The sequence below is a fragment of the Candidatus Rhodobacter oscarellae genome (assembly GCF_001078595.1).
Taxonomy (GTDB): Bacteria; Pseudomonadota; Alphaproteobacteria; order Rhodobacterales; family Rhodobacteraceae; genus Rhodobacter_B; species Rhodobacter_B oscarellae.
In genome coordinates this window covers 848,772-874,344 of record NZ_LFTY01000002.1, presented here as the reverse complement: position 1 = coordinate 874,344, position 25,573 = coordinate 848,772, and the positions used below count along the sequence as shown (strand labels likewise).

Genomic DNA, 25,573 nt, shown 5'->3' with positions numbered 1-25,573 from the left:
GTGAGTATGGCGAAAATATCGCCATACTCTAAGCCCAACATGAGGGGGGGGAGAGAAGGTCTGTTAGGCTTATCTTGGGGCTCTACTTGTCAATGTAGAACTGGGCCGACTGCGCCAGACCGATGCCGCGCAACGCGTCGTCGTCGATCAGACCCTCGGGGAAGTTCGAGAGGTCATTGGCCTTGACGTAGATCGCCGGGGTCTCGCCGATCAGGCCGATGGTCCACAGGTTCTCCTTGAAGATCGAGACCATGTCTTGCGCGTGGCCGTTGGCCTCTTCCAGTGAGCTGGCCGACTGCGCGCTTTCCCACGCGGTCCAGACGTCGCGGATCGGGTGATCCGCCGGCGGCTCAACGCCGTTTGTGCCGCCGCTGCTCCACCATTTGAAGTAGTTGTGGCCATAGCCATAGCGCCCCAGGAACCGCACTGGGTCCGCCGTGATGATCGAGGAGCGGTCAAAGCTATCCAGCACCATCTCAAAGTCGCCGGTCTCAACGTTCTGTGTCACCAGGGTGCGATCAAGGTTGCGCACCAGCGCCTCGACGCCGATCTCGGCCCAATCGGCCTGCACAAGCTCCAGCATGGACAGCAAGGCGTTGTGCCTGGTCTGGACGACCACGGTCATGCGCTTGCCATCGGGGCGCAGGCGATAGCCGTTGACGTCACGCTCTGTCAGGCCTGCCTCGTCCAACAGCGCATTCGCTTTGTCCGGGTCATAGGCCGTGCCGGCGACCTCAAGCTCGGCGTCAAAGAACGGAGAGCCCGAGACCGGCCCGGCCTGGCGCGCCTCGCCAAGGCCTGAGAAAACCAGCTCGTTGATCGTGTCCCGGTCGATCGCCACGTTCAGCGCCTCGCGGACGCGCTTGTCGTCGAACAGGCCACGCAGCGTTTCGTCGGGCGTGTTGAGGTTGGGATAGATCGTCCAGGTCGAGGCCTTGGTCCAGGTCACGACCTCATAATCGCCCGCGCCCTCGTTCTCTTTGAACAGGGTGAAATCGGCCGCGTTGAGGTGACGGGACTGCAGGTCAATCTCGCCCTGCACGACCATTAGGTTCATCGCCTCGGTGTCCTGGAACAGCCGGTGCTCGATCCGGTCAATATAGGGCAGCTGGTTCCCCTCGGCGTCGACCGCGTAGTAATAGGGGTTGCGCTCCATCACGACGGTGTCGGCGGGCGGCGGGGTGGCCACGCGCCAGGCGGTCAGAACCGGCATGTCGGGATTGAACCACCAGGCTTGAATCTGGCCTTTGGAGTCCCACAGGTCGGTCCATTTTTGCGCGCCGTTCTCTTCCATCACCGCCGCAAGCGCCTCCGGATCAGCATAGGTTGGGTGGAAGTTCTTGAGGTAATGGAAGGGCTCGATAAAGCCCGGGCGGTCCAGCCCCGGCTTGCCGGTGGATTCCTTGGCAAGGATCGTCAGGAACAGCGGGTAAGACCCTGCGAATGTCACCGTAAAGGTCAGCTCGTCGACAATGTCGATGATCATCGGCTCGCCGGCTGCGGTGTAGAGCGCGGGGACCGAGGGCATGATTTCGCGGTTTTGGAACACGTCCTCGTACCAGAACTGCACGTCGCGCGTGGTCACCGGTGCGCCGTCCGACCAGCGATGGCCCGCGCGCAGCTTGAAGGTGAAGACGGTTGAATCTTCGTTCGCCTCATAGCTTTCGACCCAGCCGGGCACGTAAGAGATGTTCTGGTCCGCGTCCATCACGGCGCGCAGCACGCGCTCTTCCATCAGCTTGGTCGGCCCCCAGCGATCCGACGGCCCCTTGAAGGCCCGCCGCCAGGTTCCGCCATACTCGCCAATCGCCTCGGAAACGCCGATGACGCGCGGGTTCTCGGGCAGGCGTTCTTCGACCGGGGGCAAGGCCCCTGCCGCAACTTGCTCGGCCAACATCGGGGCCTCTTGCTGCGCGACAGATGCCTGCGCCGCAAGAACCAACGCCAGGGCCGTCGTGGGCTTCAGCCATGAAAGTCGCATTGAATTCCTCCATCATCCAAAAGAGTGATCGGGGTTTCCGCAGACTTTGCGGCCTTCTCCAAAACGTCCCCTCACACGCATAAGGATTGACGGTGATCGCGACTCCCACAACAAACGTGTATAAAATTATTTTCATACTCTGGTCCCAGATCCGTCTCTCGGGTCGCTGGCGGATCGCACTAAGCTGAAAGTTAACGAGAAACGGCGCCGAATTTTGGCCCGCCTCCAAAAGTAAAAGATTCAAGAAATGTCCCAGGCACCTCGAATTGCAGATATTGCGCAGCTGGCGGGCGTTGCGCCAAGCACGGTCAGCCACGTTTTGAACGGTACGGCCCCCATCAGTCATGACGTGTCAGAGCGAATCCTCGCGGTGGCACGCGAGACGGGATATCTCGCGAATCGTCGGCGCAAGGCGTCCGTCGCGCTCTTGCCGACGGTGCTTCTGGCGGCCAGCGAGGCCAACTTTCCGAAGTCAGATCGCAACTACGTGTCGTGGAAGATACTGAACGCCTTTCGCCAGGAATGCCGCGCGCGCTCCATTCGATTGATCCCCGAGATCGAGAAGGGCGATAAGATCACCCCTGAGCACCTGGTCAAAGCCATCGCGCAACACAAGCCGCAGGGCGTGGCGATCATGCAGTTCGACACGACCGAGCTGATTGACGCGGTGCATGATCTGGACCCGTCCATCGTGATTTTGTCGGGGCAGGATCCGTCAATGCGCGTGGATACCGTTTCACCGGGCAATCGCTTCGCGGCACGCCTGGCGGTGGACTACCTGTTTCGCCTCGGGCACACGCGCGTGGCCCATGTGACCTACGGTCAGCGCCAGATCGGGCAGCTGCGTAAGCAGGGCTTTCTGGATGCCTATCGGGCCAGCCCGCACCGTATCCCGCGCGGAGCCATCATCGAGGTGGAAACCTTCCGCTCTGATGTGGTGGCGGCGAATATGGCGGACTGGCTTCAAGCGCAGCCGCGCCCCCTGCCCTTCACCGCCTTCTTTTGTTCCGCCGACAACGTGGCCATCGGCGTCATGACCGCCCTGGCCAAGGCCGGTTTGAACGTGCCCGAAGACGTGTCGGTCTTGGGGTTCGACAATGTCGAGATCGGCAGCCGCCAGGTTCCGCCCCTATCCACCGTGCATGTCCCGATGGAAGAGATTGGTCATGCCGCGCTGAACCTTCTGGAAGAGGCCCGCACCATGCCCAAGAACCTGCGCTCTGCGCGCCGGGTCGAGCTGGGCTGCAAGATCGTTGTGCGCGGCTCGACGGCTGGGCCCCTGTAAGCGCCGGACGCGCCGCATTGGCGTTTAGCGCTGCGCCTCCATCAGAAACAACATCCCCAGGGCCTGCCCATAGGGCGTGGGGAGATTGGGAATCTGGCGATAGAACTCCAGATCCGGCCCCATTGGGGTGCCGTCAGAGACGTCATGCAAGAAACCGTCCGGCCCTATTCGGGTCAAGATCGCTATCTTTGCGCGCTCCACGATTTCCAGATGGCTGTCGTCCAGAATTCCTTCGCGCACACCGGCCAGGACTCCATAGGCGATGCCAGCGGTGCCCGAGGCCTCGACGGGGCTCTCGGGGTCTGTCAGCAGGGTATGGAACATGCCCTCATCGTTCTGCAGACCGCGCAGCGCGGCGACCTGCGTGGTCAGCACCTCGCTGAGGTAGCGCGCGACGGCCCCCTGCGGCGCGGCGATCCGGAACAGCTCTGGGATTGCAATTGTGAGCCAAGCGTTCCCCCGCGCCCATAAGGCCCGCGCGTAATGGTGCCGCCCGATGAAGTTCCAGCCATGGAAGAACAGCCCGCTCTCAACGTCGCCCAGATGGCGCACATGGGTCAGAAACTGATAATGCGCCTCCTCGATCCAGTCGGCCCGCTCCAGGATCCTTCCCGCGGAGGCCAGAAAGAGCACCGCCATGAACAATGTATCGTCCCAAAGCTGGCGATCGTTGTCGCGTTCTTTGACCGTGTGCTGAAACCCGCCCTCTTCGGTTTTGGGCATCTCGGTCACCAGCCAGTCGGCCCATGTCTCGATGATCGCGCGCCACTCGGGCTTCGGCGTGCGCGCCGCCAACAGCGTCAGAGCCAGAAGCGGCGCCGTGGAATTGACCTGCGGGCGCGGCAATCCGCGCGAGATCTGCCAATCATACCAGCGCGCCAAGCGCTCCAGCTTGCGCTGATCGCCTTGGTCTAAAGCGGCCCTTGCCTCTCCGAAAAGCCCGACACCGACCTCCCAGTCCCATTCATCAAACGAGATCTCGGCGGCCTCCGCCTGCCCGGTATCGCCGATCCCTTTCAGGCGCCGAAATCCGCTTGAGAGCGCGTCTATATGTGATTGTATCGCGTCAACGCTCATAGGAAGCATCCCTGTTCTTGCGCCCGTTTAGTGGCTCGTTTCGGGTGATCTTGATATTCGGGGTTACGGGCAGAGCGGGCAGGCTCGATGCCCGATCAGAGGCATCCAGAACGGCGCTCCCCGCGGTCAGGCGTGGGCCAGCAAGCTGCGGGGCAAGCGCCCGCGCGGTCTCGATGAAGGCCGCAAAGCTGCCATGCAGCGCGGCATCGCCCGCATGTATGACCCAAGCAGACATTGGCCCCGCCTGGCGCCGTTCATACCCCGCATAGAGCCCATCCTGCTCGGGCTCCAAAGCGCCCGCCGACCAGATCGCGCCATAGCCCTGCCCGGCGCGCACAAAGACCCAATGCGCGTCGCTGAGGCATTCATCGAAATGGTCCTGCGGCAGAAACAGATGGGTGAACGGGATGTCGCCTGGGCGCAGCTCATAGAGCATCAGGGCGGTGTTCGCGCCCTGCGTGACGTCCGGCAGGCGCCCGTTCCCGGCCCAGAAGGACGGGCGCGCTTCGGCCCAATGGCGCAGCGTTCCGGGATGGTTCACCCAGATCCGCGCCAGGGGGTCGCTGGCGAATTGCAGGTCGATGACGTGCTGCTGATGCCCGGTTTGCCCCGGATTGTGATGCACCACCGACGACAATTGCACGGACGCAGTCTTGAAGAGGTTGAGGCGCGCCTGCCCCTCTAGGCCTTGCTGGTACTCGGCCTCGATACGCGCCCCGGGCTCGGGTCGCGCAAGGCCCGACGCCGCGTCTGGGGGTCGATAGGGGGACAGAGCCAGCATGACCGCGGCGGCGTCTTTGCCCGGCACATGCCATCCGCCGAACATCAGGCTGCCAAGGGCGCCCAGCTCCGTCATTGGCCCGGCCAGCAGTTCCTTCTCATAGAGACGCCCCTGGCTGCCGGCTGCGACCCCACCGGCCATGTGCAGCGCCACCATCTGGGACATCCGGTCCAGCAGCAGCTTTGCGCGCTGCTTCAGCGCGCTGTCCTGCGCGAGTGTAAACAGCGCGAGCAGGCCGCGGTAATTGATCGGGTAATAGGCCGTCGAATTCCATTCCGCCAAACCGTGCTCGTCGATCGCATCAAACCACATATGCAGCCGCGCAGCGCCAAGCCGCGCCTGGACCGCACCAGGGCGGCTTGAAGCGGTGAAGAGCTCCGCCGGCATCATTTCACCCGCAAGAAATTGGGCGATGTGGAAGCACAGCACGTGGTTCTCGCTCCAGAACCACATGACATCGTTTCCCGGCTCATCCATCCAATAGCGAAACCCCAAGATCGCCTGGGTCAGCCGCTCGGCCTGCGCGTCTGGCAATTGCTGGCGGTGGTGCTTCCAGATCCAAAGCAGGCTCATCATGCGGAAATCCGCACAATCGTGGCGCGCCTCGACCTCCCGCAGGGCCTGATCAAGGATCTGTTGCGCCGCCGCGTCCCAGCGCCCTTGCGCCAATGCCAAAAGCGCTTGCACGATATCCTCGCCGCTGTCTTGCCGTGCAAGCAGGGCGGATTTTCGGGCCTCATAGCTCTCGTCGCTCAGCGCGACCCTGTCTTGCAGCACTGTCATCCCGAGATGCCGGACCAGTTGCGTGCCGCCCAGATCGACCGCGCATCGCTGGACCGAGCAACCGGCGGGCGCGGTAAGCTCAAAGACAGGATTGTCCGCGCTCAACGCGTCTTCTTGGGCCTGCAGATCAGGGAAGCGTATCGCGATATCCCGGTCAGGTAGAGCGTCCGACGTAATCCCGACCTGATGCCGCATGTTGAAAACCTCCACCGTGCGCAGCCCGTCAAGCACGGCCAAGGCCGTGGCAACCTCGGCCTTGTCGGCGTCCACCTCGATCTCGGTCTGCAGCCCCTCACCCGCTACAAGCTCCAAACGGAACCCAAAGACGGTGTCGCGTTCGTGCAGGTCCTCAAAGCGCACGGTCAGATACGGCGCCCCGGCGACGGCGGGAAATTCAAACGCGTGGACCTGCGGCTGATTGCGCGTGAATGGCTCAAACCGCGCCACCAGGGCATTGCCGCACCAGATGTGCACGGCCCCGGCGGTTTTGACACGGGCCTGGATCACCTGCGCTTTGGGACAAAGCAGCCGCACCCGCGCATGGCGCACCCGCCATTCCGGCACATGGCAAAACCCCGAAAGGTCCACATCCCCCGAAGGCCCACCCAGATATACCTCGGGATAGCTCAGCTCAGGCAGGCTGATCACGCGATCCTCGACCTCTCGACGCAACGCCGCGCGGCACGGCAGATCGCCTGTGTCCACCCATCCGTTCTCAAACCTGTAGGTCACGGCATTGGGCATCGGGGCCGCGACGCCGGGATACACGCGGGCATCACCGGCAGAGAGATTCCACCGCGACACCGTTTCACCCAATCCCCAATCACTTTGCATCGCGACGCTGAATTCTCATCCGGTTGCTCACCATATGGCCCGCCGCGGCGCCCCATGCCCAACTATCCCCTGGCCAGACCGCAAAGCGCAAATGACGCGGGTAAAATAAATTTCATGACTGCGCGTTGGCCGATACTTCAGCGGCATGACGGCCCTCCGAGTCTGGCTCCAGATCGAAAGACTGTCTTCTTACGCTATGGGCGGTCGCGCATTCAGCGCTTGATGTGGCGGGTGTGGTCGTCTTGCCCAGGGTGATCTCAAGGACGCGCGCTGCCCGTTTGGCCGCCTCGCCGCCATTACGTCAAGCCACCGCGCGGTGTGTTAACCCCACCACTTGCCCGACAAGGTGCCGTACGCAAGGCCGACACTTTGCCGACGCTTTGCCGACCGTCGATTCTCCAGCAAAATAAGGCGTTAACGTATGAGTCGCGCGCCTTCGGGCAAAATCCCCCGCGCGGATGGGTAGGATCCTCTTAACCCCCCGCCCAGTCGCCGCCCCGTCGCCGCACAGATCGGCAACGGCCCCCGTCAGAGGCCCTGGCTCAACAGCTCGGTGTCGCAGTTGAAATGTAGATGCAGCGCCTCGCAGCGCCCGCAGGCGGTCTAACCAAGCAGGTTATTGGCCAGCTCCAGCGCCTCGACCAGCTTATCCACTTCCTCGGTGGTGTTATACATCCCGAACGAGGCCCGCCCGGTGGCGGTGACCCCGAAATGCTCCATCAAGGGCTGGGCGCAATGGTGGCCCGCGCGGATCGCCACGCCCTTTTTGTCAAGGATCGTCGAGATGTCATGCGCATGCGCCGCACCGTTCAGCGTGAAGCTAAAGATCGCCGCCTTGTCCGGCGTGGTGCCCTGCAGGTTCAGCCAGTTCAGCCCCTCCAGCCGCTCCTTGGTATAGCGCGCCAGCACCGCCTCATGCGCGGCCACGTTCTCCATGCCCAAGCCCATAAGGTAGTCCAAAGCCACGCCCAGCCCGATCATCTGCACGATGCCGGGGGTGCCGGCCTCGAACTTCATCGGCGGGTCGTTCCAGGTGACCTGGTCGCGATGCACCTCGCGGATCATGTCGCCGCCGCCCATGAAGGGGCGCATCTCGGCCAGGCGCTCGGCCTTGGCATACAGGGCCCCGGACCCAGAGGGCCCGTAGAGCTTGTGACCCGTTATGGCATAAAAATCGCAGCCCAAATCCTGCACGTCCACCGGCATATGCACCGCGCCTTGGCTGCCATCGACCAGCACCGGCACATCCGTGCCTTCGCAGATCGCCTTCACATCCACCACGCTGCCCAGCACGTTAGAGAGCTGCGTGACCGCGATCAGCTTGGTGCGGGGCGTCACCGCCGCCAGCACCTTTTCCGGGTCTAAATGCCCGGTGCTATCGCATTCGACCCAGACCAGTTTCACCCCCTGCCGCTCGCGCAGGAAATGCCAGGGCACGATATTGGCGTGGTGCTCCATCACCGACAGAACGATCTCGTCGCCCTCGCCCATGCGCGGCATCGCCCAGCCATAGGCCACGGTGTTGATGCCCTCGGTGGTGCCCGAGTTCATCACGATCTCGTCCTCGGAACCCGCGTTCAGGAACTTGGCAATCGTGCCGCGCACGCCCTCGTATTTCTCGGTCGCCAGGTTCGACAGGTAATGCAGCCCGCGATGCACGTTGGCGTATTCCTGGCTATAGGCCTGGCTGACCGCGTCGATCACGCATTGCGGCTTCTGCGCGCTGGCCCCGCTATCGAGATAAACCAGCGGCTTGCCGTTCACCTCGCGGCTGAGGATCGGGAAGTCCTTCCGGACGGCATCCACATCGAACATCACACCGGTCCTCCGGGCAGGATCACGCCCACGATTGTGAGCAGGAAAATAAGGCCAAAGAGACAGCCGAACGCCGTCATCAGGATCATCACAAAGATACGGAACAGCGAGCGGAAGCCGTGCAGCTCTGAGATCGCGCTGGTGAAGACCCAGAATGTCAGCACCAGCACCGCGATGCCCGCGAGGCTCGCCAGCGGCGGCGACAGCACAAAGATCGCAAGCTGGCCCAGGAACAGGACCGTATGGATGAAGTTCACATAGGCGATCAGCAGGATCCCCGCGCCGAACCCGCCCGTGCCGCCGCACATGCGGCTGACCCAGTAGAGCATGAAGACCGAGATCACCAACATGGACGCAAAAACAATGGCATGCACAAAGGGCTGCCGGGCCATCATCGTGGCGTTCTGCAGCACAAGCTCTTCGATCGGATCGCGCGGCGTGATCGAGAAATCCACCGTCATCAGCAGCCCGACATGGTTCGCAAGCGCCGCGATCAGCGCTGACAGCAGCAGCACCTGCCATTGGCCGCCGCGGCTCAGATCCAGCGAGGCGAGCCAGCGCATCGTGCCGCGCGGGTCGCGCAGCCCCTCATTCACTTGACCCAGAAGCGTCATGCCCCCGCCCCTTCCGCCTCGATCATCCCCGAGACCCAGAACCAAAAAAACAGCGCTATCCAGATCACCGAAAGCGCCTGCACCTGCAGGCCCGGCCCGACAAAGCCCAGCGTCAGCCCGATCAGCAGCGTCACCGGCGCCATGGCCAGCAGCGCCCAGAACAGCGTCAGCCGCACCTGATACGCGGTCAGCCGCCGCCCGGCGAGCTTTGAGAGGAACCAGACCATCATGCTCAGCACGTAGAACGCAAACGGCATGATGAACACCAAAAACATCGCGCTCCAATAGAGCCGCGCGCTCGAGGGCACCTCGGGGTCCAGATGCGCCACCCGCGATTGATAGGGCGCCTGCGCCACGAAGACCAAGATCATCGCAAAAAGCAGGAACAACAGCGCCATATCCTCGCGCCGGCCGCGCGCCAACAGGCGCCGCACCACCGCGCGCGGCCCCCGATAGGTCGCGACTATGTCATGCGTGACCGACATTTAGCCGCGATGCCGCTTTAGCCAGCCCCGCAGGCGATCCAGGATCTCTTCGGCGATGCCCTCGTCCTCGACCTCCTCGATGGCCTCCGCCAAAAAGGACAGCGCCAGCATGTCCTGCGCCTCGGCCTTGGGCACGCCGCGGGCGCGCAGGTAGAACAGCGCGTCATCGTCGATCGCACCCGAGGTGGAGCCATGGCTGCAGGCCACGTCATCGGCGTAGATCTCGAGCTCTGGCTTGGCGAGGAAATTGCTGTCCTCGTCCAACAGAAGCGATTGCGAGATCTGGTAGCCATCCGTCTTCTGCGCGCCCGGCTGCACCAGGATCTTGCCCTGGAAGATGCCCGTGGCACCGTTCTTGAGCACCTTCTTGAACACCTGGCGGCTCTCGCAATTCACCGCGTCATGGGTCACGAACACCGTGTCGTCGTGGTTGAACCCTGCGCCGTCCCCCAGAGCCGCGCCCGCCACATGGGCCGAGGCGTTGTCGCCGGTCAGCTCAAGGATGCACTCGTTGCGGGTCAGCACGCCGTTCACCGTCATGGTGAAGCTCTTGAACGTGCTCTCTTCGCCGAGCCTTGCATAGGTGGCCGTCACCGCGCGGCGCTCATGGTCGCGCCCCTGGGCGCGGATATGGTGAAAGGATGCCCTGTCGGCCACCTCGACCTCCATGACCTTGTTGAACCGCGCCGCGGCGGGCCCGGTCTCGAGCACGGTCAGCTCTGCGCCCTCCTCGAGCTTGATCGCGTGATGCAACATCACGTCGGAGGTCTCTGATTTATGGAGGTAAATGAAGCTCACAGGCCGCGAGACCTGCCCCGTGACGCGCACCAGCACGCCGTCGCTGGCAAAGGCGGTGTTAAGAGCGGCCAGCGGGCGCTCCACCGGGTCATTGCCGCGCGCCTCAAGCACGCCATAGAGATCCTTGGCCCAATGCACATCGAGGGTGGCCGCCTCTGCGAGGCGGGATATCTCGAGGTTCTCACCGGTCAGATCATCGGACTGCTCGGCGTCGAACACGCCATCAACAAAGACGATCTTGAGCCGGTCGCGATCCTCAAAGAGCGCGCCCTCATCGTTGTGAAACAGCGCGGCGGGGGTGACTTGGGCGTCGGCCAGAGTCTCGGGCCGGGTCCAGCGCCAATACTCATCGCGCCGGGTCGGAAGGCCCATGGCCCGCACGCGGGCCAGCGCGGACTCGCGCGCCTTGGTGGCCCAGGCGCCGCCCTCTGGCAGGGTCATCCCCGCCAGGCGCGCCTCGGTCGCGTCGATCTTTACTTGCGGCAGCGCCATCTTAAGCGGCCTCCCCGAGGATGTCGGCATAGCCGTTCTCTTCGACCTCAAGCGCCAGCTCCTTGCCGCCGCTCTTGATGATGCGCCCATCGGCCATGATATGCACCACGTCGGGCACGATGTGGTTCAGCAGGCGCTGGTAGTGGGTGATCACCAGAAAGGAACGCCCCTCAGACCGCAGAGCGTTCACGCCCTGGCTGACCAGCTTCATCGCGTCCACGTCCAGGCCTGAATCCGTCTCGTCCAGGATGCACATCTTCGGCTCAAGCATGGCCATCTGCAGGATCTCGTTGCGCTTTTTCTCGCCGCCGGAGAAGCCCATATTGACGGGCCGCTTCAGCATGTCGGCGTCGATGTTGAGATCCTTGGCCTTGGCGCGGATGATCTTGAGGAAGTCGCCGGCGCTCAGCTCGTCCTCGCCGCGCGCCTTGCGCTGCGCGTTCAGCGCGGTGCGCAGGAAGGTCATGTTGCCCACGCCGGGGATCTCGACGGGGTATTGGAAGGCCAGGAACAGACCGGCGGCGGCGCGCTCTTCGGGCTCCAGCTCTAGGATGTCCTCGCCCTCAAGCGAGGCGCTGCCATCGGTGACCTCGTAGCCGTCACGGCCGCTGAGCACATAGGACAGCGTCGACTTGCCAGAGCCGTTCGGCCCCATGATCGCATGCACCTGGCCGGTGCCCACGGACAGGTCGACCCCCTTCAGGATCACCTTGTCTTCTTCCTCAAGTTTGACGTGTAGATTTTTGATTTCCAGCACTTTTTTTACTCCTTTGGCGAGCCGCGCGTCGAGGGTTATCCCGTCTCGGCAGCGCGCCGCGCTTTTTCTTTTCGCATTTCGGGGGTCTCCCGCATCTCAGGCGGGAAGGTGTTCACGTATTCTTCGGGCAGTCTCGCGGGAACAGCGCCGCGCGCGACCAATTCATCCAAGCAGAACAGCGTCACGTCATGGGCGTCGAACACGCCCGAGGCCAGCACCGCCAAGTATATCAGCTGATCTTCCGTGTAGAGATCAACCTTTCCTAGGTCACGGATATAGACCGCATCCCCGTCGAGCATTTGGCTACGAAGCACAGGCCGGTTGATCGAGTATTGTTGAGAGTTTGGCGCGATCCGCGTCTTAGTCGCGTAGATCTTCAATAGCTGGAATCCCGCTGCGCGCAACGCCGTGTCGATCCCGCCAAACATCGGTTCGTCTTCGTATATTTGATAGAACCGAACCTCGGGGATCACCACCAACGCGTTCGAAAGGCATCGCTTGCCGCCCTCAAAAACCGCGACCTCTCCGCCTTGGATGTCGATCTTAAGCAGTTCGAAATCAGGCAGCTCCGGCATGTCGTCAAGCCGCTTGGTTTGCACCCGCAACGTTTCCCGCACGGTCATGTTCTTTCGCGAGCGTCCCAGGTAGCGAAAGGCGCCCTCATATGGCTTAAGCGTCGAACTCAATCCAGAGCTTCGGTAGAGGTAGAAATCGCGCTCCGAGCCATCGCCAACCGCATGCGGGAAATAGGTCTCTCTGTCGGTCTTGCTCTCCTGCAGTTTGGCGAAGGCGTCCCTATTGGGCTCAAAACCATACACATCACAGCCGTTCATGCGCATCAGTTTATAATAGGGCGGCCGTGATAGCGGGTTGGCCCCCACGTCAACCACGCGCGGAAGGCGCGGCAACGCAAGCGACCGCAACAGAAACTTGGTGCTTGCCCGCATCAGCATCACAGGTCCTCCTCATTCTTCTTGGCCTGGCGGCGTGACAGCCGCATCGCGCCAAGAAAACAGAGGCTTGAAAAGGCCCCCATGGCCGCACTGAAGGCAAGGTTCGTCAAGAACGCACCGCCCAGCCCCGTCACCCAGCCGACGAAGAACACCGCGACAAAGGTCGTAAGCCCGTATTTGATCGCTGGATGCATCACGCGGGCTCCATTAGGAAGTTCTGGTTCATGCGGCTCTTGGGGAACTCCAGCGCGCAGCGATAGGAATGCGCGTCCATCAGCGCGTCAAAGGCCTCGCGATTGCCGTGATCCACCTCGACAAAAATCTCCGGCTGGTCGCGTTCTATGGTGCGCTGCAACCCGGAAAGCGCAGCGATTTCCATGCCTTCCACATCGATCTTGATCAAGTCAACGCAGGCCTCATCCGCCAGCAAAGTGTCACCCTTGCGAACCTCGATATCACCGCCGCTGTCCTCCAGCCGCGCCCAACCCAGGTTGCCCTTGATGTCGCGGATCGCGAAGCCGCCCGCATCGGCCTCGCCGAGGCCATAGCCGAGTGCCGAGAGCTCCACCTGATCCTCGATCCGGTTCAGCCGCACCACCGACATCAGCAGGGCAATCGCCGCGGGGTTCGGCTCCATCGGGATCACCCGCCCCGCGCCGCCATGCTTGGCCATATAGAGCGTGTGGTTGCCAATATTCGCCCCGATATCCACGAAGGTGCCGCCATCGGGCATGTGCTCGGCCAGCTCGCCCAGTACGTCCTGCTCGTAGAACTGCCCACGCAGGTGGTTCTTATGGATGCGGTCGTTGCGGTTGTTGACGCAGAAATAGATCGGCTCGCCCAGGGGCTCGGCCAGGACGACGCGCGCGCCGCGGGGCGAGACATAGCTCGCCGCGCGCCGGTAGGCCCGCGCCACCTCCGGGTGGAGGTTGGATATGTCGGCGGGCGCGTTCATACCGGGCCGGTTTCCAAGGACGTCGCCACTTAGTCGTCCTTCCTGTCTTCAGGTGCGCGCGAATTCGCCTGCAGCATCTCGTCGATCTCTCTTTTCTCAGTCGCAGCCTCGGGATCGCGGCGGATTTCCTTGTTCATCTCAATCGCCCGCTCGATTTCCTTTTGTCGTTTGCGCTGCGCTTCGTATTTAAATTCGGCGTCGAGGTCTTGGGCCGTCCGAATGGACTTTCCAGCAAGCCGCATATGCACCAATGCCAATGGAATGCTGACTCCGAACGAACGAAGAAGCGCCGAAGCTAATAGGGACAATCCCGTCAGGCCCGCAAATGGAATGACGACCAACGGGGACATCCGAAACATTGCTACAAACAAGACCGCTCCGCCGAAGCCCCCGATTAACACGCCTTCGCTTGAAGCCTTGCGTCTCGCGATCCGCGCAATCTTGGCCCTTTCTTTCAGAGAGTATGAGTCCAAGCTTCTTGGGTTCATGGCGCTTCACCTACCCCACGCTCCCCTCAAGCGAGATCGCCACCAATTGCTGCGCCTCCATGGCGAACTCCATCGGCAGGGCCTGCAGCACCTCCTTGCAGAAGCCGTTCACCACCAGGGCCACGGCCTCTTCCTCGTCCATGCCGCGCTGGCGGCAGTAGAACAGCTGGTCGTCATCCACCTTCGACGTGGTGGCTTCGTGCTCGACCCGGCTCGAGTTGTTGCGCACCTCGATATAGGGCACCGTATGCGCCCCGCATTTGTCGCCGATCAGCAGGCTGTCGCATTGCGTGTAGTTGCGGCTGTCCTTGGCGCGCGGGTGCATGGTGACCGCCCCGCGATAGGTGTTCTGCGCCTTGCCCGCGCTGATGCCCTTGCTGACGATCCGGGACTTGGTGTTCTTGCCCAGGTGGATCATCTTGGTGCCGGTATCGGCCTGCTGGTAGTTGTTGGTGATCGCGATGGAATAGAACTCGCCCTGGCTTTCATTGCCGCGCAGGATGCAGCTTGGGTATTTCCAGGTCACGGCGCTGCCGGTCTCGACCTGCGTCCACATCACCTTGGAGCGGTCGCCGCGGCAATCGGCGCGCTTGGTGACGAAGTTATAGATGCCGCCGCGGCCTTCCTCGTCGCCGGGGAACCAGTTCTGCACGGTCGAGTATTTGATCTCGGCGTCTTCCAGCGCCACCAGTTCCACCACGGCCGCATGCAGCTGGTGGGTGTCGCGCTGCGGCGCGGTGCAGCCCTCCAAATAGCTGACATAAGAGCCCTTGTCGGCGATGATCAGCGTGCGCTCGAACTGGCCGGTATTCTCGGCGTTGATGCGGAAATAGGTCGACAGCTCCATCGGGCAGCGCACGCCGGGCGGCACATAGACGAAGGAGCCGTCGCTGAACACGGCGCTGTTGAGGGTGGCGAAGTAGTTATCCGACACCGGCACAACCGAGCTGAGGTATTTCTTCACCAGCTCGGGATGCTCTTTGATCGCCTCGGAGATCGAGCAGAAGATCACGCCCGCCTTGGCCAGCTCCGCCTTGAAGGTCGTGCCCACGGAGACAGAGTCAAACACCGCGTCCACGGCGACCTTGCGCTCTTCCTCAGGCATCTCGACGCCCGCCAGAATCGCCTGCTCCTTCAAGGGGATGCCCAGCTTCTTGTAGGTCTCCAGGAGCTTTGGGTCGACCTCGTCCAGCGACTTGGGCTTCTCGGCCATGCTCTTGGGAGCGGCGTAGTAATACTGATCCTGATAGTCGATCTTGGGGTAGTCGATCATCGCCCAATCGGGCTCTTTCTGGGCCTTCCAGCGCTCGAACGCGTCCAGGCGCCAGGCCAGCATCCATTCCGGCTCGCCGTTGCGCTCGGAGATCAGACGCACGATGTCCTCGTTGAGCCCCTTGGGGGCATAGTCCATCTCGATCTCGGTTTCCCAGCCGTATTTGTACTTGCCCGCGAGTGACTTAACCGCCTCGACGGTTTCCTCTTCGACGCCGTCTTTGACCTGCAGTTCGTCCAAAGCTGTCATCTCTTCTACCTCCTCAGGCGGCCCGGGCCCGGAACTTCCGGCAGGCCGCGCCCCAAGCGTCCACGAAACGCTCGATTTCATCTTGTGTTGTGGTGGGGCCCAGTGACACCCGCACCGCCGACCTTGCGGTCAGCTCGTCATATCCCATCGCGCGCAAGACGCGGCTTTCCTTAACCTTGCCGCTAGAGCAGGCGCTCCCGGCGCTGATCGCGAACCCGGCGAGGTCCATGCTCATCACCTGCGTCTCGCCCTTCCAACCTGGCGTGGCAAAGCACGAGGTGTTGGGCAGCCGCTTGGCATCTTTCCCTACAAAAATAGTCTGATCAGAGGCGGCTGCAATGCCTTTCTCTAGAATCGTTCTAAGTTTTTCCACGCGGTCCCAAACGCCCGCCTCCAGATCGCGCTGCGCGGCCTCGGCCGCGGCGCCAAAGCCCGCGATCCCGATGACGTTCTCGGTGCCCGCGCGGCGGCCCATCTCTTGCCCGCCGCCTATAAGCTGCGCCGGGATCTCGGTGCCGCGCTTGAGCACCAAAGCCCCCGCGCCCTTGGGGCCGCCCAGCTTATGCGCCGAGGCCAAGGCGCCCTGCGCGCCAAGCCAATTGAAGGCGATGGGCAGCTTGCCCCAGGCCTGGGTCGCGTCGCACAGCCAGAAGGCCTCTGGCAATTGCGCCAGCACGCCGGTCTCCGAGTTGGCGAATTGAACGACGTCCTCGCCATGCCGCTTCAGCCAGGCATCGACCGCGTCATGCTCAAGCCCGGTGCCGCCCAGGTCGCGCCCCGCAAGCGCCAGGCCAGCCGCCTCTGTGGCGCCCGAGGTGAAAACGATATCGGCGCCCACAGCCCCAAAGGCCTCTGCCACCTGCGCCCGGGCGCGCTCGATGATGGCCATGGCGGCGCGCCCCTCGGCGTGAACGGAGGACGGGTTGCCCACCGCGTCCATCGCCGCAACCATGGCGGACCGCGCCTCTGGCCGCAGCGGCGCGGTGGCGTTCCAGTCAAGATATACCCGATCAGCCATGCGCAGCACTGCGCCGCGGCGCCCACCCTGGAACGATTGTTCCGCGATTCTGCCTAAGAAAGCCTAAATATCCGCGCCCACATCCGCCGCCGCAGCCAATTCGGAGCGACGCCCTCGAGGCAACCCGGTCAGCGCTCCGCGCATTCGGACCTCGGTCTCCCCACCGGCGAGCCCGTCGCTGCGCGAACCGGTCGGCGCTCCGCGCATTCGGACCTCGGTCTCCCCACTGGGGAGTCCGTCGCTGCGCGAGCCGGTCGGCGCTCCGCGCATTCGGACCTCGGCCTCCCCACTGGGGAGCCCGTCGCTGCGCGAACCGGTCCTCATTCTTCTTGGCTAAAAATACGGAAAGCGCGCGCTTCAGACCAGCGCCGCGCAAAAGTTCCGCGTCGCCTACCGGCTTGCCTAATAAGAGCGTGCGGTAGCACTCATTTTGGCAGCGGGCCCTCACTCGTCGTCCACCATCTCGAACAGGTTGGGCACGGCGGGGCACGGCGCCAGCTCGTTGTCGACCACGTCCGAAAGCCGGGTCTGGTGCAGGAAGACGTAGACATGCGCCGACAGGCCCTCCCACAGCCGGTTGGTCATCGACTGCGCCTTCGAGCCCGACAGCCCGCCCGAGGCCCCTGCCCCGGTATGCATCGCCGAGACGGTCTCGTCCACGGCGCCCAGCACCTCGGCCACGCGGATCTCGCTGGCGGGTCTGGCCAGCTTGTAGCCGCCACCCGGCCCGCGCACGCTCTCCACCAGGCCGGCGCGGCGCAGCTTGACAAAGAGCTGCTCCAGATAGGGCAGCGAGATGTCCTGCCGCTTGGAGATCTCGCCCAGCGACAGCAGAACGTCGCCGGGCTGCCCCGCCAGATCCGCCAGCGCCACCATCGCGTAGCGTCCTTTTGTGCTAAGCTTCATCGCCCCTAAAACCTATCGCTAGACGCCATTTCCATTGACGTGCCCCAAGCCAGGCCTTAACTCAGCCCGGACGCGGCGTTGCGCCGCCATTAACTTAGAACCGTTCTAAAGTAGCCGCGAAATACCGTCAACCGGTCAGGCGCATTTCAGAGCGAGCACCAACCGAGACGAGGGGAACGCATGCCCGAGGTTATCTTTCCAGGCCCGGAGGGCCGTTTGGAAGGCCGCTACCACCCGCAGAAGATCAAGGACGCGCCGATCGCGATCATCCTGCACCCGCACCCGCAATTCGGCGGCACGATGAACAACCGCGTGGTCTACAACATGCATTACGCGTTCCACAACATGGGCTTCACCGTGCTGCGGTTCAACTTCCGCGGCGTCGGGCGCAGCCAGGGCGAGTATGACCAGGGCGTGGGCGAGCTCAGCGACGCGGCCAGCGCGCTGGACTACCTGCAGTCGATGAACCAGAACTCCAAGCATTGCTGGGTCGCGGGTTTCTCATTCGGCGCCTGGATCGGGATGCAGCTCTTGATGCGGCGGCCCGAGATCACTGGCTTCATCTCGGTCTCGCCACCCGCGAACATGTATGACTTCTCGTTCTTGGCGCCCTGCCCGTCTTCGGGGCTGATCATCAACGGCACCGCCGACCGCGTGGCGCCACCCAAGGACACGCATCTGCTGGTGGAGAAGCTGCACGAGCAGAAGGGCATCACCATCACCCATACCGAGGTCGAGGGCGCGGGGCACTTCTTTGAGGACCCGCATATGGAGGCGATGATCGGCGAGGTCGACGGCTATGTGCGCCGCAGGCTGACGGAGACCACGCGCTAATCTGGGCGGGCCCAAATCTCTTGCAAGAGATTTGCCGATTTCTTGCAAGAAATCGCCACCCTTACCTTTCGATGTTGCGCCCTATGCGGCCTGGCGCAACGCGCCGGGCGCGAAGGCAGCGGTTTCCATCGACGACCCGTCAAAGATCAGCGCCGTGCCAGACGGCACGGCCTGCCAGTCCCCCACGGCGTCGTCTAGGGGCTCGGACACGACCATGTACCCCGCGGCATCGCTGAGGTAGCGATAGTAAAGCGACGGCGCCCGCGCATCGGACGCATAGCGCACCGCGTAAAGCCGCGCGCCATCCGAGAAAGCCGCCGAGAATCGCATATGCGGCCCCTGCCCGTGCCGCTCCGAGAGGTCTTGCAGGTCGCCCACCGCGCGGGCCATGGCGCCCAACGGGTCCACGTCCAGCCCCAGCCCCAACGCATGCAGGAAAATGGCCTCGCTATCGGTCGCCCCGCGCCGCGCATTGTAGTGCGCGTCATCGATCAGCATATCTGCCTGCTTGCGGAAACAGTCGAACCCGCCGACCTGCCCGTTATGCATGAAGCTCCAGCGCCCATGGGTGAACGGGTGGCAGTTCTCGCGGCTGATGTTGGACCCGGTGGACGCCCGCACATGCACCAGAAAGAGCGGCGAGCGCACCTGATGCGCCAGGGCGGCCAAATTCGCGTCCGACCAGGCCGGATGCACATCGCGATAGAGACCGGGCTCGGGCCGGTGATTATACCAGGCCGCGCCGAACCCGTCGGCATTTATCGCGGTCTTGGTTTCCTCGGCGCGCTGGCTTTGGGCAATCAGGGAATGTTCGGGGCGGCTGATGACCTCCTCGAGGAACATCGGCGCGCCCATCCAGGCGGCCCAGCGGCACAAGGGCTACGCCCCGCGGTTATGGGTGCGAGCGTATAGATCGGCGACAATCTTGCTGGCGGTCTTCTCAAAGAGGCAGGGGATGACGGCATGCACAAGGGCGGCGCCCGCAGCGGCGAAGAGCTTTACCGAGAAGGTAAACGCGAAACGGGCGTGCTCGCCATAGGTCTCATCGACGCTCGCCGGGTGGTCTAGAAAGATGCGGTTGATCATGTGGGTGTCCTCTCGTTTGGGCGAACCTGCCGCAGATCGCGTGAGAACGGTTCCCATTCCTTCATGAATTTGGGCTTAATCTTGGGATACTATCCCTCTATAATGCGCATCATGGAGACAGTTGACACAATAGACCGCAGAATCCTCACCGAATTGCAACGCGACTGCGATATCAGCCTGGACGCCCTGGGCGCGCGGGTGAACCTGTCGCGCAACGCCTGCTGGCGGCGGATCAAGGCGCTGGAGGCCGCGGGGGTGATCCGCGCCCGCGTGGCGCTGCTGGACCCGGCCAAGCTGGGGCTCGGCCTTGCGGTGTTCATCCAGGTGCGCACCGACAGCCATGACCCCGAATGGCTGACGAAATTCGCCCAAGCCACCCGCGCGATGCCCGAGATCCTGGGCGCCTACCGGATGACCGGGGACCTGGATTACCTGATCCAGGCCCGCGTCGCCGATGTCCGCGACTACGACCGGCTCTATCAAAGGCTGATCGCGCGCGTGCCGATCTCTGACGTCTCCGCCAGCTTCGTGATGGAAGAGATAAAAGCCACGACCCAGCTACCGCTTTAACCGCGTTGAACTTATCTCTGGCTTTTTCTGCGCATGCATAATAAGGCCCGCCCAAACCCTGAAATCTGAGGCATTAGGCATGGACCTGCGGAATATCGCGATTATCGCGCATGTCGACCACGGCAAGACGACCCTGGTGGACGAGCTACTCAAGCAATCCGGCGTGTTCCGCGAGGGCCAGAAAGTGGCCGAGCGGGCCATGGACAGCAACGACCTGGAGCGCGAGCGCGGGATCACCATCCTCGCCAAGGCCACCAGCGTCGAATGGCAGGGCACGCGCATCAACATCGTCGACACCCCCGGCCACGCCGATTTCGGCGGCGAGGTGGAGCGCATCCTGTCGATGGTGGACGGCGTGGTCCTGCTGGTGGACGCCGCCGAGGGCCCCATGCCGCAGACCAAGTTCGTGACCTCCAAGGCGCTGGCCCTGGGCCTGCGCCCGATCGTGGTCCTCAACAAGGTGGACAAGCCCGACGCCGAGCCGGATCGCGCGCTGGACGAGTGCTTTGACCTCTTCGCGGCGCTGGACGCCAATGAGGAGCAGCTTGATTTCCCGCATCTCTACGCCTCGGGCCGCGCCGGCTGGGCGGATGCCGACCTGGAGGGCCCGCGCGAGAACTTGCACGCGCTGTTCGACCTGATCGTCGAGCATGTTGCCGCGCCCAAGCAGGTGGCACAGGCCGACGAGCCCTTTACCATGCTGGCGACCACCCTGGCCGCGGACCCCTTCGTGGGGCGCATGCTGACGGGCCGGGTCGAGAGCGGCACGCTCCGGACCGGCACCACGATCCACGCCCTGACCCGCGAGGGCAACCGGGTGGAGCAGTTCCGCGTCACCAAGATCCGCGCCTTCCGCGGGTTGGCGCAGCAGGACATTGACGAGGCGGTCGCAGGCGACATCGTCAGCCTCGCGGGCATGAGCAAGACCACCGTGGCGGACACGCTCTGTGCGACGTCGGTGCAAACGCCCATCGCCGCGCAACCCATTGATCCGCCGACGATCTCTGTGACCTTCGGGATCAACGACTCGCCGCTCGCGGGCCGCGACGGATCGAAGGTGCAGTCCCGCGTGATCCGCGACCGGCTGATGAAAGAGGCGGAATCGAACGTCGCCATCAAGATCGAGGACACGCCCGGCGGCGAGGCCTTTGTGGTCTCGGGCCGCGGCGAATTGCAGATGGGCGTGCTGATCGAGAACATGCGCCGCGAGGGGTTCGAGCTGTCGATCTCCCGGCCCCAGGTGATCATGCGCGACATCGACGGCCAGCAGCATGAGCCCATCGAAGAGGTCACCATCGACGTCGACGACGAGCATTCCGGCGCGGTGATCGAGAAACTCACTGGCGGGCGCCGCGGCGAGATGACCGAGATGAAGCCAGCCGGCGCGGGCAAGACCCGCATCATCGCCCTGGTGCCCTCGCGCGGGCTGATCGGCTATCACGGCGAGTTCCTCACCGACACCCGCGGCACCGGCGTTCTGAACCGCGTGTTCAACGGCTGGGCGCCCTATAAGGGCACGATCCCGGGCCGTCGCGCGGGCGTGCTGATCTCGATGGAGGCCGGCGAGGCCGTGGCCTACGCGCTGTGGAACCTTGAGGAGCGCGGGCGCATGTTCATCCCCGCCCAAACGAAGGTCTACCAGGGCATGGTGATCGGCGAGCACAGCCGCGAGAACGACCTAGAAGTGAACCCGTTGAAGGGCAAAAAGCTGACCAACGTGCGGGCCTCTGGCACCGACGAGGCGGTGCGCCTGACCACGCCTGTGATCTTCAGCCTCGAGGAAGCCATCGCCTATATCGACGATGACGAGCTGGTCGAGGTCACGCCGAACGCGATCCGGCTGCGCAAGCGCTTCCTGGACCCGCATGAGCGCAAGCGGCAGGCCCGCGCGGCGAGCTGAGGCACGTTGCCGCGGCAGGTGGATCTTAACGATTGATTCAGAAAACGCCCGCCCAATGAAATTGGGTGGGCGCCGATCAGGCGCGGCGGGACCCGCCCACCCAGGACTATTGTCCTGGGCGAATCGCTAATTTTCACTGAATTTTCTCGACAAATACCGGGCTAAACCGCAGGTCAAACCGACGCATTCCGGGATACCGCGTCCCCAATACAGACAAATCCCGGCGATACGACGCGGGCGCACCATCCCCCATGGCCGCGCAGCGCGTTATACCCGCCAGGGCCAAGCGCTTGGCTCATTCGCGAGCATGGCGCGCATGGCCCCGTGATCTCAAGCCGCGCGCCCCCAAGTTGCAGCTCAGCGCCGCGAAACGCAGAGAGGTTCAGACCCTCGACCAGAATGTTCCTGCGCAATTCCGCCGGCGCGACGGGGCGCCCGACAAAGCTCTCCAGAACGCTCAGATGCTCGGCCTGAAACAACGTGACCGCGCGTTTGTTCGCCCGCCCGTGGTCACCCACAAGACCCGCCTCGGCGATCTCAACATCCGCCATGTCCTGCATGTCTTGAAGCCGACCGGGACGCAGACCAATCCAGTGCACCCGCCCTGGCTTGGCATCCGCGACCAGCAGCTCGGCAAGCGGTGTCAAACTTCCTCGACGACCACGACCTCGCGCTCTGAGGCGCCAACCGCAAAGGTCAGCGCCTTCTGATAGGTCTCGGAATTATACACCGCCTCGGCGGCCTCCAGGCTGGGGTAGCGCACCACGACGTTGCGCGGACGGTCCGGCCCCTCAAGCTGCACATATCTCCCGCCGCGCGCCAGGATCTCGCCGCCGCCTGCCTTGATGGCCTCGGTCGCGAGTGCCGCGTATTTGGCATAGGCCTCATCGTCGGTGACCTTCACCGTCGCGATCCAGAGTGCAGACATATCTTATCCTCCCAGTAGGGCTTCGGCGGCCGCGATGGCGGCCTCGGCATTCTCGGCGCTGGCACCGCCGCCCTGCGCCATATCGGACCGACCGCCGCCGCCCTTGCCGCCCAGTTGAGGCGTCACTGCGCGCACGATATCGGCGGCGCTGATCTTGTCGGTCAGATCACCGGTGACCCCTGCGGCCACGGCGGCCTTGCCGCCGGTATCGGCGATCAAAAGCACCACGCCAGAGCCCAGCCGGGCCTTATGGTCGTCGATGATGCCGGGCAGATCCTTGCCCGACACACCTTGAAGAACCTGTGCCAAGAACTTGGTCCCGTTGACATCTTTCGCCTCGGCGCCGCCGCCAGCGCCTCCCGAGGCCAGCTCACGCCGCAGCTGCGCCACCTCGTTCTGCAGCGCCTTGCGTTCCTCCAGCAGCGCCTTCACGCGCTCGGGCACCTCTGCCCCCTGCGCCTTGAGCGCCAGAGCCGCCTCGGCCAGGCGCTGATCCTGCGCCCGCAGATGCGCGCGCGCCGCCTCACCGGTCAGCGCCTCGATCCGCCGCACGCCCGCGCTTGAGGCGCTATCGCCCAGCACCACGCAAAGCCCGATATCGCCGGTCTGGCGCACATGGGTGCCGCCGCAAAGCTCGATCGAGTAGGTCTCTTTGTCCAGGCCTTTGCCCGTCGCCGCGCGCCCCATCGAGACCACGCGCACTTCGTCGCCGTATTTCTCGCCGAACAGGGCTTGCGCGCCGATCTCGCGCGCGTCGTCCGGCGTCATGATCCGCGTCTCAACGGGCGAATTCTGGCGGATATAGGCGTTCACCTCGGTCTCCACCCGGCCCAGCTCCTCGACAGAGAGCGCCTTGGAATGGCTGAAATCGAACCGCAACCGATCCTGGGCGTTCAGTGAGCCACGCTGCGCCACATGCTCGCCAAGCTCCCCGCGCAGGGCCTCGTGCAGCAGGTGCGTGGCGGAGTGGTTGGCCCGGATCGCCGAGCGTCTCTCATGGTCCACGACCAGCTCTGCCCCCTGCCCCGCGGAGATCTCGCCCTCGGTGACCTCGGCGATATGGATGAACACGCCCGCCACCTTCTTGGTGTCGGTGATGGTCGCCTGCCCGGTCTCGGTCTTGAGCGTGCCGCTGTCGCCGACCTGCCCGCCTGATTCCGCGTAGAACGGCGTCTGGTTCAGCACGATCTGCACGGCACCATTGGCGCTGTCCACCTGCGCGCCGTCGCTGACCAGCGCCACGATCTGACCCTCGGCCACTTCCGTGTCATAGCCCAGGAACTCCGTGACGCCTTTGTCCTCGGCGATGTCGAACCACACCGACGCATCCGCGGTCTCGCCAGAGCCCGACCAGGCGGCGCGCGCCTTGGCCTTCTGCTCCTCCATTGCCGCGTCGAACCCGTCCGTGTCCACGCCGCGGCCCTTCTCGCGAAGGGCGTCCTGGGTGAGGTCCAGCGGAAAGCCATATGTGTCATAGAGCTTGAACGCCGCCGCGCCCGGCAGGTCGCTGTCCTCGGGCAGCCCCGCCAGCTCCTCGTCCAGCAGTCTCAGACCGCGCTCCAGCGTCTGCTTGAACCGCGTCTCTTCCAGCAGCAGCGTCTCTTCGATCAGCGCCTGCGCCTGGCCCAACTCGGCATAGGCCTGGCCCATATTGGAGACCAGCGCGGGCACCAGTTTGTGCATCACCGGATCCTTGGCGCCCAGCAGATGCGCATGCCGCATCGCGCGCCGCATGATCCGACGCAGCACATAGCCGCGGCCCTCGTTCGAGGGCATCACCCCATCCGCGATCAGGAAGGAGGTCGACCGCAGGTGGTCCGCGATCACCCGGTGATGCACGTTCTGGTCACCATCGGGGTCGACGCTGGTGGCATGGGCGCTGGCCTCAATGAGCCCGCGCATCGTGTCAGTGTCATAATTGTCGTTGCTGCCCTGCAGCAGGGCGCCGATCCTCTCCAGCCCCATGCCGGTGTCGATCGACTGCATCTCAAGATCGACCATCGAGCCGTCCTCGAACTGCTCGTTCTGCATGAAGACGATGTTCCAGATCTCGATGAAGCGGTCGCCATCCTCTTCCGGCGAGCCCGGAGGGCCACCCCAGATGTGGTCGCCATGGTCATAGAAGATCTCGGTACACGGCCCGCAGGGGCCGGTCGGACCCATGCGCCAAAAGTTATCATCCGTGTCGATGCGGATGATGCGGCTTTCCGGCACGCCGACCTTCTTCCAGATCTCAAACGCCTCGTCGTCGGTGTGGTAGACCGTGGTGTAGAGCCGATCCTTGGGGATGCCAAAATCCTTGGTGATCAGCTCCCAGGCAAAGGGGATCGCATCCGTTTTAAAGTAGTCGCCAAACGAGAAATTCCCCATCATCTCAAAGAACGTGTGGTGGCGCGCGGTGTAGCCCACATTGTCCAGATCATTGTGCTTGCCGCCGGCGCGCACGCATTTCTGCGCCGTGGTGGCGCGCACGTAATCGCGCCGCTCTACACCGGTGAACAGGTTCTTGAACTGCACCATCCCTGAGTTGACGAACATCAAGGTGGGGTCGTTGCGCGGCACCAACGGGCTGGAGGGCACAACCTCGTGCCCCTGGCGGCGGAAGTAGTCAAGGAATGTCGCGCGGATATCGTTAAGGCTGGCCATGTGCATCGTCCGAATACTGGGGTTGGCACGGTGTATCGCCGCGCCGCGGTGGTGTCCACGGGCAA

General features: G+C 63.6%; 24 protein-coding genes. 4 read left to right on the top strand and 20 right to left on the bottom strand.

What is annotated here, in order from left to right; genetic code table 11:
- Window positions 1-82: 82 nt before the first annotated feature.
- Window positions 83-1,981, bottom strand: a complete 1,899-nt coding sequence (locus AIOL_RS09175) for an ABC transporter substrate-binding protein (protein WP_049642705.1) — start codon at window positions 1,979-1,981, stop codon at window positions 83-85.
- A 247-nt stretch (window positions 1,982-2,228) separates the two neighbouring features.
- Here AIOL_RS09175 and AIOL_RS09170 point away from each other — a divergent pair, with 247 nt between their 5' ends.
- Window positions 2,229-3,266 carry a LacI family DNA-binding transcriptional regulator gene (locus AIOL_RS09170; RefSeq protein WP_049642704.1) on the top strand — a complete coding sequence of 346 codons (1,038 nt, stop codon included), beginning with the start codon at window positions 2,229-2,231 and terminating at the stop codon, window positions 3,264-3,266.
- Window positions 3,267-3,290: 24 nt separating this feature from the next.
- Here AIOL_RS09170 and bglB read toward each other — a convergent pair whose 3' ends face one another.
- The 14 genes from bglB to AIOL_RS09095 form a co-directional block, all read right to left on the bottom strand.
- Complete coding sequence (gene bglB / locus AIOL_RS09165; RefSeq protein WP_200898745.1) at window positions 3,291-4,343, bottom strand: beta-galactosidase BglB; 1,053 nt, start codon at window positions 4,341-4,343, stop codon at window positions 3,291-3,293.
- Window positions 4,333-6,711 (bottom strand): hypothetical protein, encoded by a 2,379-nt coding sequence (locus tag AIOL_RS09160; RefSeq protein ID WP_152912437.1) that lies wholly within the window; start codon window positions 6,709-6,711, stop codon window positions 4,333-4,335. Before AIOL_RS09160 ends, bglB begins: the two co-directional genes overlap by 11 nt.
- 633 nt (window positions 6,712-7,344) lie before the next feature.
- Window positions 7,345-8,556 carry a cysteine desulfurase gene (locus tag AIOL_RS09155; protein WP_049642701.1) on the bottom strand — a complete coding sequence of 404 codons (1,212 nt, stop codon included), beginning with the start codon at window positions 8,554-8,556 and terminating at the stop codon, window positions 7,345-7,347.
- Window positions 8,556-9,170: a YIP1 family protein gene (locus AIOL_RS09150; protein WP_049642700.1), complete on the bottom strand. Its 615-nt coding sequence runs from the start codon at window positions 9,168-9,170 to the stop codon at window positions 8,556-8,558. The genes AIOL_RS09155 and AIOL_RS09150 overlap by 1 nt, the downstream gene beginning before the upstream one ends.
- A complete protein-coding gene (locus AIOL_RS09145; RefSeq protein WP_049642699.1) occupies window positions 9,167-9,655 on the bottom strand; it encodes a hypothetical protein in 489 nt (162 codons plus the stop codon). The genes AIOL_RS09150 and AIOL_RS09145 overlap by 4 nt, the downstream gene beginning before the upstream one ends.
- Complete coding sequence (locus AIOL_RS09140) at window positions 9,656-10,945, bottom strand: SufB/SufD family protein (protein WP_049642698.1); 1,290 nt, start codon at window positions 10,943-10,945, stop codon at window positions 9,656-9,658. It abuts the gene before it with no gap.
- Between the two features lies 1 nt (window position 10,946).
- Complete coding sequence (sufC, locus tag AIOL_RS09135; RefSeq protein WP_049642697.1) at window positions 10,947-11,702, bottom strand: Fe-S cluster assembly ATPase SufC; 756 nt, start codon at window positions 11,700-11,702, stop codon at window positions 10,947-10,949.
- A 35-nt stretch (window positions 11,703-11,737) separates the two neighbouring features.
- Window positions 11,738-12,655, bottom strand: coding sequence for an FkbM family methyltransferase (locus AIOL_RS09130; protein ID WP_049642696.1), 918 nt, complete (start codon window positions 12,653-12,655; stop codon window positions 11,738-11,740).
- Window positions 12,655-12,849, bottom strand: a complete 195-nt coding sequence (locus AIOL_RS09125; protein ID WP_049642695.1) for a hypothetical protein — start codon at window positions 12,847-12,849, stop codon at window positions 12,655-12,657. The genes AIOL_RS09130 and AIOL_RS09125 overlap by 1 nt, the downstream gene beginning before the upstream one ends.
- Complete coding sequence (locus AIOL_RS09120; RefSeq protein ID WP_049642694.1) at window positions 12,849-13,610, bottom strand: FkbM family methyltransferase; 762 nt, start codon at window positions 13,608-13,610, stop codon at window positions 12,849-12,851. The genes AIOL_RS09125 and AIOL_RS09120 overlap by 1 nt, the downstream gene beginning before the upstream one ends.
- Window positions 13,611-13,639: 29 nt before the next feature.
- Window positions 13,640-14,098 carry a hypothetical protein gene (locus tag AIOL_RS09115; protein WP_049642693.1) on the bottom strand — a complete coding sequence of 153 codons (459 nt, stop codon included), beginning with the start codon at window positions 14,096-14,098 and terminating at the stop codon, window positions 13,640-13,642.
- A gap of 10 nt (window positions 14,099-14,108) precedes the next feature.
- A complete protein-coding gene (gene sufB / locus AIOL_RS09110) occupies window positions 14,109-15,620 on the bottom strand; it encodes a Fe-S cluster assembly protein SufB (protein ID WP_049642692.1) in 1,512 nt (503 codons plus the stop codon).
- A 13-nt stretch (window positions 15,621-15,633) separates the two neighbouring features.
- A complete protein-coding gene (locus AIOL_RS09105) occupies window positions 15,634-16,638 on the bottom strand; it encodes a cysteine desulfurase family protein (RefSeq protein ID WP_049642691.1) in 1,005 nt (334 codons plus the stop codon).
- 444 nt (window positions 16,639-17,082) lie between these two features.
- On the bottom strand, window positions 17,083-17,544 hold the full coding sequence (locus tag AIOL_RS09095; protein WP_049642689.1) for a Fe-S cluster assembly transcriptional regulator IscR: 462 nt from the start codon (window positions 17,542-17,544) through the stop codon (window positions 17,083-17,085).
- Between the two features lie 180 nt (window positions 17,545-17,724).
- Between AIOL_RS09095 and AIOL_RS09090 the strand changes: the two genes are divergently transcribed.
- On the top strand, window positions 17,725-18,378 hold the full coding sequence (locus tag AIOL_RS09090) for an alpha/beta hydrolase (protein ID WP_049642688.1): 654 nt from the start codon (window positions 17,725-17,727) through the stop codon (window positions 18,376-18,378).
- Between the two features lie 81 nt (window positions 18,379-18,459).
- On the opposite strand, the gene AIOL_RS09085 is transcribed toward AIOL_RS09090, so the two are convergent.
- Both AIOL_RS09085 and AIOL_RS09080 read right to left on the bottom strand, forming a co-directional pair.
- Window positions 18,460-19,254, bottom strand: a complete 795-nt coding sequence (locus AIOL_RS09085) for a class II glutamine amidotransferase (RefSeq protein WP_049642687.1) — start codon at window positions 19,252-19,254, stop codon at window positions 18,460-18,462.
- Between the two features lie 3 nt (window positions 19,255-19,257).
- A complete protein-coding gene (locus tag AIOL_RS09080) occupies window positions 19,258-19,464 on the bottom strand; it encodes a DUF6356 family protein (protein ID WP_049642686.1) in 207 nt (68 codons plus the stop codon).
- A gap of 111 nt (window positions 19,465-19,575) precedes the next feature.
- Here AIOL_RS09080 and AIOL_RS09075 point away from each other — a divergent pair, with 111 nt between their 5' ends.
- Both AIOL_RS09075 and typA read left to right on the top strand, forming a co-directional pair.
- Window positions 19,576-20,034, top strand: coding sequence for an Lrp/AsnC family transcriptional regulator (locus tag AIOL_RS09075; RefSeq protein WP_049645352.1), 459 nt, complete (start codon window positions 19,576-19,578; stop codon window positions 20,032-20,034).
- Window positions 20,035-20,113: 79 nt separating this feature from the next.
- Window positions 20,114-21,934 carry a translational GTPase TypA gene (typA, locus tag AIOL_RS09070; RefSeq protein ID WP_049642685.1) on the top strand — a complete coding sequence of 607 codons (1,821 nt, stop codon included), beginning with the start codon at window positions 20,114-20,116 and terminating at the stop codon, window positions 21,932-21,934.
- Window positions 21,935-22,107: 173 nt separating this feature from the next.
- Here typA and AIOL_RS09065 read toward each other — a convergent pair whose 3' ends face one another.
- From AIOL_RS09065 to alaS, 3 genes are read right to left on the bottom strand one after another with little or no spacing between them, the layout of a single operon-like run.
- The gene (locus tag AIOL_RS09065) at window positions 22,108-22,581 is read right to left on the bottom strand and encodes an MOSC domain-containing protein (protein ID WP_049642684.1); all 474 of its coding nucleotides are present in this window, start codon (window positions 22,579-22,581) and stop codon (window positions 22,108-22,110) included.
- Complete coding sequence (locus tag AIOL_RS09060; RefSeq protein WP_049642683.1) at window positions 22,578-22,862, bottom strand: DUF1330 domain-containing protein; 285 nt, start codon at window positions 22,860-22,862, stop codon at window positions 22,578-22,580. Before AIOL_RS09060 ends, AIOL_RS09065 begins: the two co-directional genes overlap by 4 nt.
- Before the next feature lie 3 nt (window positions 22,863-22,865).
- Window positions 22,866-25,508, bottom strand: a complete 2,643-nt coding sequence (gene alaS / locus AIOL_RS09055) for an alanine--tRNA ligase (protein ID WP_049642682.1) — start codon at window positions 25,506-25,508, stop codon at window positions 22,866-22,868.
- Window positions 25,509-25,573: the final 65 nt, after the last annotated feature.

Coding starts and splice junctions, on each gene's coding strand:
- typA (WP_049642685.1), top strand. CDS start 20,114: ATGGACCTGCGGAATATCGCGATTATCGCGCATGTCGACCACGGCAAG.
- AIOL_RS09140 (WP_049642698.1), bottom strand. CDS start 10,945: ATGGCGCTGCCGCAAGTAAAGATCGACGCGACCGAGGCGCGCCTGGCG.
- AIOL_RS09150 (WP_049642700.1), bottom strand. CDS start 9,170: ATGACGCTTCTGGGTCAAGTGAATGAGGGGCTGCGCGACCCGCGCGGC.
- alaS (WP_049642682.1), bottom strand. CDS start 25,508: ATGGCCAGCCTTAACGATATCCGCGCGACATTCCTTGACTACTTCCGC.
- AIOL_RS09115 (WP_049642693.1), bottom strand. CDS start 14,098: ATGAACCCAAGAAGCTTGGACTCATACTCTCTGAAAGAAAGGGCCAAG.
- AIOL_RS09145 (WP_049642699.1), bottom strand. CDS start 9,655: ATGTCGGTCACGCATGACATAGTCGCGACCTATCGGGGGCCGCGCGCG.
- AIOL_RS09080 (WP_049642686.1), bottom strand. CDS start 19,464: ATGATCAACCGCATCTTTCTAGACCACCCGGCGAGCGTCGATGAGACC.
- AIOL_RS09120 (WP_049642694.1), bottom strand. CDS start 13,610: ATGAACGCGCCCGCCGACATATCCAACCTCCACCCGGAGGTGGCGCGG.
- AIOL_RS09155 (WP_049642701.1), bottom strand. CDS start 8,556: ATGTTCGATGTGGATGCCGTCCGGAAGGACTTCCCGATCCTCAGCCGC.
- AIOL_RS09075 (WP_049645352.1), top strand. CDS start 19,576: ATGGAGACAGTTGACACAATAGACCGCAGAATCCTCACCGAATTGCAA.
- sufB (WP_049642692.1), bottom strand. CDS start 15,620: ATGACAGCTTTGGACGAACTGCAGGTCAAAGACGGCGTCGAAGAGGAA.
- AIOL_RS09170 (WP_049642704.1), top strand. CDS start 2,229: ATGTCCCAGGCACCTCGAATTGCAGATATTGCGCAGCTGGCGGGCGTT.
- AIOL_RS09125 (WP_049642695.1), bottom strand. CDS start 12,849: ATGCATCCAGCGATCAAATACGGGCTTACGACCTTTGTCGCGGTGTTC.
- AIOL_RS09105 (WP_049642691.1), bottom strand. CDS start 16,638: ATGGCTGATCGGGTATATCTTGACTGGAACGCCACCGCGCCGCTGCGG.
- bglB (WP_200898745.1), bottom strand. CDS start 4,343: ATGAGCGTTGACGCGATACAATCACATATAGACGCGCTCTCAAGCGGA.
- AIOL_RS09175 (WP_049642705.1), bottom strand. CDS start 1,981: ATGCGACTTTCATGGCTGAAGCCCACGACGGCCCTGGCGTTGGTTCTT.
- AIOL_RS09090 (WP_049642688.1), top strand. CDS start 17,725: ATGCCCGAGGTTATCTTTCCAGGCCCGGAGGGCCGTTTGGAAGGCCGC.
- AIOL_RS09095 (WP_049642689.1), bottom strand. CDS start 17,544: ATGAAGCTTAGCACAAAAGGACGCTACGCGATGGTGGCGCTGGCGGAT.
- AIOL_RS09130 (WP_049642696.1), bottom strand. CDS start 12,655: ATGCTGATGCGGGCAAGCACCAAGTTTCTGTTGCGGTCGCTTGCGTTG.
- AIOL_RS09060 (WP_049642683.1), bottom strand. CDS start 22,862: ATGTCTGCACTCTGGATCGCGACGGTGAAGGTCACCGACGATGAGGCC.